This window comes from Promicromonospora sp. NPDC060271, from assembly GCF_042726755.1.
Lineage (GTDB): Bacteria > Actinomycetota > Actinomycetes > Actinomycetales > Cellulomonadaceae > Promicromonospora.
This window is the reverse complement of the sequence record NZ_JBHXBG010000193.1, coordinates 1-10,036: the sequence shown is the minus strand read 5'-3', so window position 1 is coordinate 10,036 and position 10,036 is coordinate 1. Positions and strand designations below refer to the sequence as shown.

The 10,036-nt window shown below is 73.0% G+C and carries 6 protein-coding genes; all 6 read left to right on the top strand.

The window, feature by feature from the left end; all coding sequences use genetic code 11:
• The first annotated feature begins 108 nt into the window (after positions 1-108).
• The 6 genes from ACFWE2_RS22115 (at position 109) to ACFWE2_RS22090 (ending at position 9,920) form a co-directional block, all read left to right on the top strand.
• Entirely contained in the window at positions 109-1,011 is a 903-nt protein-coding gene (locus tag ACFWE2_RS22115) for a carbohydrate ABC transporter permease (protein WP_377226361.1), read from the top strand.
• Complete coding sequence (locus ACFWE2_RS22110) at positions 1,008-1,901, top strand: carbohydrate ABC transporter permease (RefSeq protein WP_377226360.1); 894 nt, start codon at positions 1,008-1,010, stop codon at positions 1,899-1,901. Before ACFWE2_RS22115 ends, ACFWE2_RS22110 begins: the two co-directional genes overlap by 4 nt.
• Positions 1,902-2,036: 135 nt before the next feature.
• Complete coding sequence (locus ACFWE2_RS22105) at positions 2,037-2,444, top strand: GNAT family N-acetyltransferase (RefSeq protein WP_377226359.1); 408 nt, start codon at positions 2,037-2,039, stop codon at positions 2,442-2,444.
• An 89-nt stretch (positions 2,445-2,533) separates the two neighbouring features.
• Positions 2,534-4,042: an MFS transporter gene (locus ACFWE2_RS22100; RefSeq protein WP_377226358.1), complete on the top strand. Its 1,509-nt coding sequence runs from the start codon at positions 2,534-2,536 to the stop codon at positions 4,040-4,042.
• A 31-nt stretch (positions 4,043-4,073) separates the two neighbouring features.
• Positions 4,074-5,102, top strand: a complete 1,029-nt coding sequence (locus ACFWE2_RS22095) for a hypothetical protein (protein WP_377226357.1) — start codon at positions 4,074-4,076, stop codon at positions 5,100-5,102.
• 114 nt (positions 5,103-5,216) lie between these two features.
• On the top strand, positions 5,217-9,920 hold the full coding sequence (locus tag ACFWE2_RS22090) for a S8 family serine peptidase (protein WP_377226356.1): 4,704 nt from the start codon (positions 5,217-5,219) through the stop codon (positions 9,918-9,920).
• Positions 9,921-10,036 lie beyond the last annotated feature (116 nt).

Here is a 10,036-nt window from a genome sequence, read left to right as displayed (position 1 = left end):
CTGGGCGGCGCCCCGCGTTCGGGGGCGCGCCGGGGGGGCTCCCCCCCGCCGCGCGGCTGCGCCCACCATCTCGCCCATCCATCTCGCCCATCCATCCGGGGTACCTCCATGATCAACAAGCTGCGGCGACTCGGGCCACCGCTCCTCCTGCTCGCCCCGTCCCTGATCCTCGTCGGCGTCTTCGTCTACGGGCTGATCGCGGCCAACTTCACGACGTCGCTGACGGACAACCACACCGCGGCGCAGGCCACGGGGCAGAAGCCCACCGCCCTCGTGTGGTTCACGAACTACCTCGACCTGCTGGCCAGCGAGGACTTCCAGCACTCGCTGATGAACCTCGTCCTGTACACGGTCGTGTTCCTGGCCGGGACCATGGTCATGGGCTTCCTGTGGGCGTGGATGCTCGACAAGCCGGTCAAGGGCGAGGGGCTGTTCCGCTCGGTGTACCTCTTCCCGATGGCGGTCTCGTTCGTCGCCTCGGGTGTGGTGTGGCGCTGGCTGCTCAACTCCAACCAGGACGAGCAGGCCTCGGGCCTGAACCGCCTGTTCCAGATCGTCGGGCTCGACGCGCTGCAGAACAACTGGTGGAACAACGTCACGTTCGGCATCGTCGCCATCGCCATCCCCGCGATCTGGCAGCTCTCCGGCTACGTGATGGCCCTGTTCCTCGCCGGGTTCCGCGGCATCCCCGAGGAGCTGCGCGAGGCCGCCCGGATGGACGGCGCCAGCGAGTGGAAGCTGTACCGGCACGTCCTGTTCCCGCAGCTCTCGCCGGTCGCGCTGTCCGCGCTGATCATCATCGGCCACATGTCGCTCAAGGCGTTCGACCTCATCATGTCGATCTCCAAGCCGGCCAACTACCAGACCAAGGTTCCCGCCGTCGACATGTTCGTGTTCAAGTCGAGCTTCGACTACGCGAACGCCGCCGCCGTCGGCTCGATCCTGCTGATCATCGTCGCGCTCGTCATCGTGCCGTACCTGATCCGCACGAACCGCGAGGAGAAGCGATGACCGCCGCGACCAACGTGCTCGCCAGCCCGCGCCCGGCCCCCAGCGGGCCCCCGCCGCGGGTCAGCACGAGCCGCTACTCCCTGACCCGCACGCTGAAGTACGCAGGCCTCGTCTTCTTCCTGGTCGTGGTCCTCATCCCGGTGTACGTGCTGCTGGTGACCAGCTTCAAGGGCACGGGCGACGCCGACCCGAGCCGCGCCTGGGCACTGCCCCAGCTCTGGACGCTCGACAACTGGGCCACGGCGTGGACCGCGCTGTCCCCCGCGATCATGCGCAGCCTCGCGATAGTGGTGCCGAGCTCGATCATCTCGGCGTTCCTGGGGTCGCTGAACGGGTTCGTGCTGGCCCGGTGGAGCTTCCGCGGCGCGGACATCGTCTTCACGCTGATCCTGTTCGGGATGTTCATCCCCTACCAGGCGGTGATGATCCCGCTGAACCAGCTCGTCCTGGACCTCGGCGTGCCGACGGGCGTGCCGACGCTGATCATGCTGCACGTCGTCTACGGCATCCCGATCACCACGCTGATCTTCCGCAACTACTACACGACGGTGCCGCACGAGCTCATCGAGGCCGGGCGGGTCGACGGCGCGGGCATGCTGCGCACGTACTGGTCGATCGTCCTGCCGATCTCGGTCCCGAGCTTCGTCGTGGTGCTCATCTGGCAGTTCACCTCGGCGTGGAACGACTTCCTCTTCGCGGTGTTCTTCTCGTCGTCCCAGAACGGCCCGGTCACCGTCGCCCTGAACAACCTGGCCAACGGTGCGCTGCTGCAGAACTACGGCGTCTCGATGGCGGGTGCGCTGTTCGCGTCGCTGCCCACGCTGCTGGTCTACATCGTGCTGGGCAAGTACTTCGTGGGCGGCCTGATGTCGGGCTCGGTCAAGGGCTGACCCGGCCGCGCACCCGTCCCAGTCGTGCGTGATCGGTAAAAGGTCAGGTGATCGGTTCCTCGGAATACCGATCACCTGACCTTTTGCCGATCACCCGCTGCGGGGACCGCGGGGCGGCCGTGTGATGATCTGGGCGTGTATCGACTTGTGGATGAGCCGCCCTCGCTCGACGAGTACCTCGAGCTGCGTTCGGCCTCCGGGCTGTCGCCGAAGACGCCCGAGCAGGGCGCGCCGGCCCTGACCGGCAGCTGGTACTTCTGCCACGTCCGGACCGACGCCGACCCCGGCCGAGCCGTCGCGATGGGCCGGATCCTCGGCGACGGCGGCTGGTACTTCCACATCGCCGACATCGCGACGCTGCCGGAGTTCCAGCGCCAGGGGCTCGGCCGGATGGTGATGGACCGTCTCCTCGACGAGATCCGTGCCAAGGCACCCGCCGACCCGTACGTGACCCTGCTCGCCGACCCTCCGGGGCGGCGGCTCTACGAGAGCCTCGGCTTCGTCGACGCCGCCCCGAGTCTCGGCATGCGGATCCGGCTGTAACAGCAACCGCACCGGGCGACCGCCTCGACCCTGTCCGCTTTGACCCTGTCCGCTTTGACCGTGTCAGTGGGTCGCCCCATGATGGCGGGGTGAGCGAAGCGGCGAGGGTCGAGCCGAGCGCACGTCCGCGTGACTGGGTGGGGCTGGCGCTGCTGGTCCTGCCGTGCACGCTCATCTCGGTCAACTCCAACCTGCTCAACCTCGCGATGCCGGAACTCGCCGCCGAGCTGAGACCCACCGCGGGCGAGCTGCTCTGGATCTCCGACGTCTACGTCTTCCTCGTGGCCAGCCTGCTGCTGCCCATGGGGGCCCTCGCGGACCGGTTCGGACGGCGGCGGATGCTCCTGATCGGCGCGGCCGTCTTCGGCGCCGCCTCCGTCGGCGCGGCCTTCGCGCCGTCGTCCCTGGCGCTCATCGCCTGGCGCGGGCTGATCGGGGTCGGCGCCGCGATGATCGCGCCGTCGGCGATCGCGCTCATCCGCTCGATGTTCCGGGTGCCGAGGCAGCGGGCCGCCGCGCTCGGGATCTGGACCGCCGGGTTCGCCGTCGGCGGCATCCTGGGGCCGGTGATCGGCGGGTTCCTGATCGCGGCCGTCGACTGGCGGGCCGTGTTCGCCGTGACGCCACCGGCCATGGTCGCACTGCTGGTCCTCGGTCCCCTGCTGCTCCCGGAGCACCGCAGCACGACGGCGCGGCGCACGGACGTCGTCGGCGTCGCGCTGGGCATCGCGGGCATCCTCACGACGGTCTACGCGGTCAAGCAGCTCGCGGCGGCGGCCGATCCCGCCGTGCCGCTGCTCAGCGGGATCGGCGGTGCGGCGCTGCTGACCGGGTTCGGTCTGCACATCCGGCGCACCGCCCATCCGGTCCTCGACGCGAGCCTGTTCCGAAAGCGGGCGTTCACGGTCCCGCAGGCCGGCAACGCCCTTGCGTTCGCCGTCCTGTACGGCACGCAGCTGCTGATCGGCCAGTATCTCCAGTCGGTGCTCGGCATGACGCCGCTCGAGGCCGGGCTGTGGACCATACCCAGCGCCGTCGCCTACGCCGTCGGCGGCCTGCTGGCTCCCCGGCTGGACGCCCGGCTCGGCGCGCCGAACGTCCTCGCGCTCGCGCTCGTCGTCTCGGCGGCGGGGTTCGCGACCGTCGGGCTCATCGGCACCGGCAGCGGCGTCGTGCCCTTCGTCGCGGGGAGCGTCGTGTACTCCCTCGGGCTCGCGCCGCTCTACCAGGTAACGACGGCGCTGGCGATGAGCACGGCCCCGCGCGACCGCGCCGGCACCGCCGGGGCCACGCTCGAGACGACCACGAACCTCGGCGGAGCGCTCGGTATCGCCCTGTTCGGCAGCGTCGCGAGCACCGCCTACCGTCTGGGCACGGCCGGCGCCGGAGGCGGCGCAGGCTCCGGCACACCCGGCGGCACACAGAGCATCGGCGATGCGGCGGCGACGGCCGCACACCTTCCTCCGGCGCAGGCGGACGCGCTCCTGGAGGCCGCGAGCGCCGCCTTCGTCGACGGCTTCCGGCTCGTCGTGCTGAGCGGCGCGCTGCTCCTGCTCGTTGCGGCTGCCCTGACTCGCCGGCTGCTGCGCGACACCTGATCCCCGGCCGCGGCGGCCTACCCTTGGACCCATGACAGCGCAGGCCACCGGCGGCGAACCCGACAGCGGGTCCGGTGCCGGGTTCGATGCCGGGTTCGATGCCGTGGGAATCGACGACGACACCAGGCTCGTCTACCGCTACGTGCTCGCCCAGGGCACGGTCCGGGTGGACGACGTCGTCCGCGACGTCCCGCTGGAGGGGACCGACGCAGCAGGCATGCTGGCCCGGCTGCGGGCGGCCGGGCTCATCAACCGCACGAGCGGCGGCGAGGGCGAGTACACCGCCGTCGACCCGCGGATCGCCCTGCGTGCCCTGACGGAGCGCACGGAGTCCCATCTCGACCGGGTGCGCGCCGCGATCCCGGAGCTCGCCGACCTGTTCGAGCAGACCGCCGACGCGGGTGGGTCCGGCGCCGGTGTGCACGTGATCGACGACCCGGCGCTGATCGGTGCCTGGTACACCCGCCTGGAGCACGAGGTGACCGGCGAGTTCATGGCGTTCGACCGGCCGCCCTACGTGCTGGCGGGCGAGAACCCGGTCGAACCGCTCGTCCTGGAGCGCGGCGTGCTGTGGCGCGCGGTGTACGCCGCGGAGGTGCTGGAGCGGCCGGGCGCCTGGGCCGAGATGCGCTACGCGGCGAGCAAGGGCGAGCGGGCCCGTATCGCGCGGACCCTGCCGACCAAGCTGGCCATCGCCGACCGGCGGACGGCGCTCGTCAGCTCGACGCTCGACCCGCACCGGCCGACGGCGATCGTCGTCGAGGGCGGGCCGCTGGTCGACCTGCTCTGTGCCGCCTTCGAGGCCGTGTGGGCCGACTCGATAGAGGTTCCGGAGACCGACAGCCTCGAGGGTGCGGCCACCCCGGACCGCGGTCCGGGCAAGGACGACCGGGCGCTGCTCGCCCTGCTCGGCTCGGGTGCGAAGGACGAGACGATCGCGCGCGAGCTCGGGCTGTCGGAGCGGACGCTGCGCCGGCGCAGCGCGGACCTGCTGCGCCGTCTCGGTGCGGCGAACCGCTTCCAGGCCGGGGCGCAGGCGGTCCGCCGCGGCTGGATCTGACCGGCGGCCCTTGCGTGACAGCCGTGTAAACACTCGCGGCCGGTACCGGCCAGTGGCCGGAACCGGCCATTACCACCATTGCCGAACCGGTACGACGGCGGTTAGACAACCCCTATGCAACCTCCGTCCTCCGGCCGCCGCCGGGGTGCTCTCGTCACGGGTACCCTCGTCGCTGCCTCAGTGGTCCTGTCGCCGGGCGCCGCCGTCGCCGCCCCGGATCCCGTCTCCCCGAGCGACCCGGTCCGGGTGATCATCGAGCTCGACGCACCGAGCGCCGCCGAGGTGGTCGGTGCCGAGAAGGTCGCCGCCGCGCGTACCGGCACGGGCTCGGCCAGGGCGCGCAGCGCCTTCGCCGCCGAGTACCGGGCAGCCGTCGAGAGCGTCGAGGACGCCCAGGGCGGCGTCACCTCGTGGGCCGTCCGCAACGACGTGGAGCTCGACGACACCCGGGCGGTCACCGGCACGCTCGACGCCCTGGTCGCGACCGTCGACCCGGCGGACCTGTCCGAGCTGCGGGCGGCGCCCGGCGTCGCGCGCGTCACCGAGTCCGCGCCCGTCCGCCTCCTCGGCGAGGCCAACATCCCCGCAACAGGCGCGCCGCAGGTCTGGGAGCGCACCGACGCCGACGGCACCCACGTCAGGGGCGACGGCCGCACCGTCGCGATCATCGACACGGGCATCGACTACACGCTGCCCGACCTCGGGGCCGGGTTCGGCCCGGGCCACCGCGTCGTGGACGGGTACGACTTCGTGGGCGACGACGCCGACCCGATGGACGACCACATGCACGGCACGCACGTGGCGGGCATCGTCGGTGCGGGCGGGGACAACCTCACCGGCATGGCGCCCGACGTGACGCTCACCGCGTGGAAGGCCATGGACGCGAACGGCAGCGGCACCACCGAGGACCTGCTGCTCGCGCTCGACGCCGCGGTGGACCCGCTGGGGGTCGCCCCGGCCGACGTCGTGAACATGAGCCTCGGCACGCCGGGCGACGGCACCGACCCGCTCGGCAGGGCGTCCACCGCCGCCGTCCGGCAGGGTGTGGTGGTCGTGGCCGCGGCGGGCAACTCCGGGCCGTACGACCAGAGCGTCAGCTCGCCGGCCGCGGCCGAGGGTGTCATCGCCGTCGGCGCGAGCGTGACCGGCGTGGCCGACCCGACCCTCACGCTCGCCCCGGCCAAACGAGGCGGCGAGCGCCGGCCCCTGGACGTGACCCGGTTCCCGCTGTCGGCGAACCCGCCCGCCGGGGGCATCAAGGCCCGGCTCGTCGACGTCGGCGACGGCTTCGACGACGAGGACTACGAGCGGGCGGGCGACGTGCGCGGCGCGATCGTCGTCATGAACAGCCTGACCGTCGACTCGCTGGGCGAGGTCCTGGCGCCGCACCTGCTGCAGGCGCAGCTCGCCGAGGAGCACGGCGCCGCCGGCGCGCTCCTGTACACGCCGAGCCCCACCGACCCGGCGGGGGACGACGGCGGCGATCCCCAGCGCTCCGCCGAGATCCTGGCGGGCGGCGGCTTCGACCTGCGCCGCGAGTCCCTCGTCATGATGAACATCAGCTCGGCCCAGTACCAGACGTTCAAGAAGGAGGTGCTGGCCGGCACGGCACGCGGCACCATCGGCTCGGTCGACCGGACCGACACGATCACCGGCTTCAGCTCGCGCGGCCCGAGCGACGCGATGACGCTCAAGCCCGAGATCGTGGCGCCAGGCTTCGAGATCATGTCCGACATCCCCGCCGAGTTCGGCGTGGACGGCGACCAGTACCGGATGTCCGGGACCTCGATGGCCGCGCCGCACGTCGCCGGCGCCGCCGCGCTCCTGGCCCAGGCGCGTCCCGAGCAGTCCGGGGCGCAGCTGCGCGCGACCCTCATCGGCAGCGCGCAGGAGCTCGGGTCCGACGACACCGACGCGTCGCCATCCGCCCAGGGCGCAGGCAAGCTGGACGTGGCCGCCGCCGTCGACCAGCGGGTCACGGCCTCCCCCGACGCCGTCTCGCTCGGGCTGGCGGACATGGGGACGAAGCCGGCCCGCACCAGCACCGTGGTCCTGCACAACACCGGCAAGAAGTCGGTGACCGTGCGGCTGGCGGCGAAGCCCGCCGCCACGAGCACCGGCAAGGCCACGCTGTCCGCTCGACAGGTCAAGATCCCCGCCGGCCGCAGCGCCTCGGTCGACCTCACCGTCACGCCGGACACCGCATCCCCGGAGGCCGGCGCCGTCGACACCGAGACCTCCGGCGTCGTCGTCGGCACGGTCTCCGACGGCAGCACCGTGCGCGTGCCGTACGCGGCGTACGTGCGCCCGCTGCAGGTCCAGGCCTCCCCGTCGCTGGCCACCGGGAGCACCGAGGTCTTCGTGCACGCGCCGATGGCGCCAGAGGCGGCGCCGACCGTGCGCGCCACCGCACCCTCGGGCGACGTGTACACCGCGGCACTGACCGCCGTCGGCTCCAGCCCCGGCTGGTTCCGCGGCGCGGTGCCGCTCGACGAGCCGGGCAGCTACCGGCTCGACGCCCGGGCAACGGTCGCCGGCCGCACCCTCACCGGTTCGGGCGGCGTGCAGTCCGAGGGCACCGACCAGCCGGGCGCTTGGGAGCAGGTAGGCCTCTCGGGCGCGGCGCGCGAGCTGGCCACGTCGCCGACGGCGCCGGGCACGGGCCTCGCGATGACGTCGACCGGCGTGCACCCGTTCGTCACGACGGACCACGGCGCCACCTGGGAGCGGGTGCGCAGCATGCCGGTCGCCGACGGCTGGGGCATCCCCGTGGCCGACACGGCGACACCCGGCGGGTTCTACGTCGCGCTCAACGGCGCCTCCGGCCGGGTCGTCCTCGACCCGAGCTACTCCGGCCGCATCGTGCACACGCCGGACGCCGGGGCCACGTGGACGGTCCTGCCGTTCCCGGACGTCGCGGTCCGTGAGCTCGTCGCCGAAGGTGACGCGCTCGCCGCCGTCACCGACGACGGCCTCTACCTCAGCCAGGACGGCGGGCAGCGGTGGCGCCGCGTCGCCCCCACCTGGGGCAGCCTCGTCTACAACGCGGCCTTCGCGGGCGACGACCTGCTGATCGCCACCTACGACGGCGTGTACCGGATCGCCGACGTGCTGGCCGGCGGCAGCGAGGTCACGCAGCCGTACGTCACGACCGACTACGTCGACCGGCCCCAGGGAGTGGCGGCCGACGGCGCCTCCGCGGTGCTGATCCGCGGTGACGGCGTCTCGCTGACCTCGAGCGACTCGGGGGCCACCTGGACGGAGGGCGCCGATACCGGCCAGTCGTACGTCACCGTCACCACGCTGACCGACGGCACCGTGTACGCGTCGGGCCTGTCGTCCTACAGCACGAGCGACGACATGGGCGCGACGTGGCGGACCCACCCGCTGCCCGTGCAGGGCCCGCTCGCCTCCGACGTCGACCACTGGCCCGGAGCCGGGGCCGGCCAGGTCGTCATGTCGATGGAGGGCGCCGGGTACTACACGACCGACGACGGCGAGGAGTGGACCAAGGCCGGGGTGTCCGGCAGTGACATCTCCGCCGTGCACGCCGGGTTCGACGGCGACGGCGAGCCCGTCGTCCGGGCGGTCGACTACGAGGGCCTGCACCAGCAGGCGCTGACCGAGCTGGACCCCGGCGCGCAGGACTGGGGCTCGATCGGCGCGGAGGGCGTCGTCGGGCGGCAGCTCACGCACGTGACCCAGTCCCCGCTCGGCGACCGCGACGTGTGGGCCGTCGGCACCAACGCGTTCGGCGGCGGCCGCATCCTCACGGCGGGCGCCGGCGAGTCCGACGCCGACCTCGCGCAGGTCGGCCCCACCGGGGGCTTCAGCCCGACGGCGCTGGCGGTGTCCCCGCACCAGGGGCCCGCACCGGGGAAGGACACGGTGGCGGTGGGCTACACGTCGATGGTCGACTCGGGCCTCATGGTGTCGCGCGACGGGTTCGAGACGTGGACCAGCTACGACCACGGCCTGCTGATCCAGCAGGTGGTGATGGACCCGGTGGACGAAGAGCGGCTCTGGCTGGCGACGTCTGCCGGCCTGTACCGCTCGGACGACCTGGGCCGGACGCTCACCCGGCTGACGCGGGACGAGGCCCGGTCCGTCTGGGTCGACCCGGAGGACACGGACCACGTGGTGGTCGGCGAGGTGCCGGGCATCCGGGTGAGCACGGACGGCGGCGAGTCGTTCCGGGCCGCCGAGGTGCCGAACACGTCCGCCGCGGTCGACACGTTCGTGGCCGTCGAGGTGCCGGACGGGCCCGCCGCCGGGACGGACCTCCTGGTCGCGGGCGCCGCACGGTGGAGGCCGTACGGGCTGGCGGCCAACGGCGCCGGGGTGCTCGTCTCGGCCGACGGCGGAACCACGTGGGCCTCCGCGTCGAGCGGCCTGACGGCCATGTCGGTGCGCTCCCTGGCCGTGAGCCCGGACGGTGCGTGGGTCTACGCGGGCGCAGACGAGGGCGGGGTGCACCGCACGCCGGTCGGCGCGCTCGTGCCGGACGACCTGCTGCCCACGGCGACCAGCACGCGGATCGAGGCGCCCGGCTCGGTGCGGCCGCTGGAGCCGTTCCGGGTGAAGGTCGCGGTGTCCGCGAAGGACGTGACGCCGTCGGGGCGGGTCACCGTGACCGTCGGCCGCGAGGGTGACCGGCACCCGTACGAGCGGACGGTGCGGCTGCGGGACGGCCGCGGCGAGGTGCTCGTGCCCCCGCTGCTGCGGCCGGGTGCGTACACGGTGACGGCGCGGTACGAGGGCACGGACGACCTGACGGCTTCGGAGGCGAGCGCCGCCCTGGAGGTCCGCCGCCGCTGAGGCGCCGGGCAGGGTGATCGGTAGAACGTCAGGTGGTGGGGGGGCCCCGGGGGGGCGCCCCGCCGGGGGGGGTGAAAAAAACCCCGCCCACCCCACCAACGCGAATAGGGGGTGGG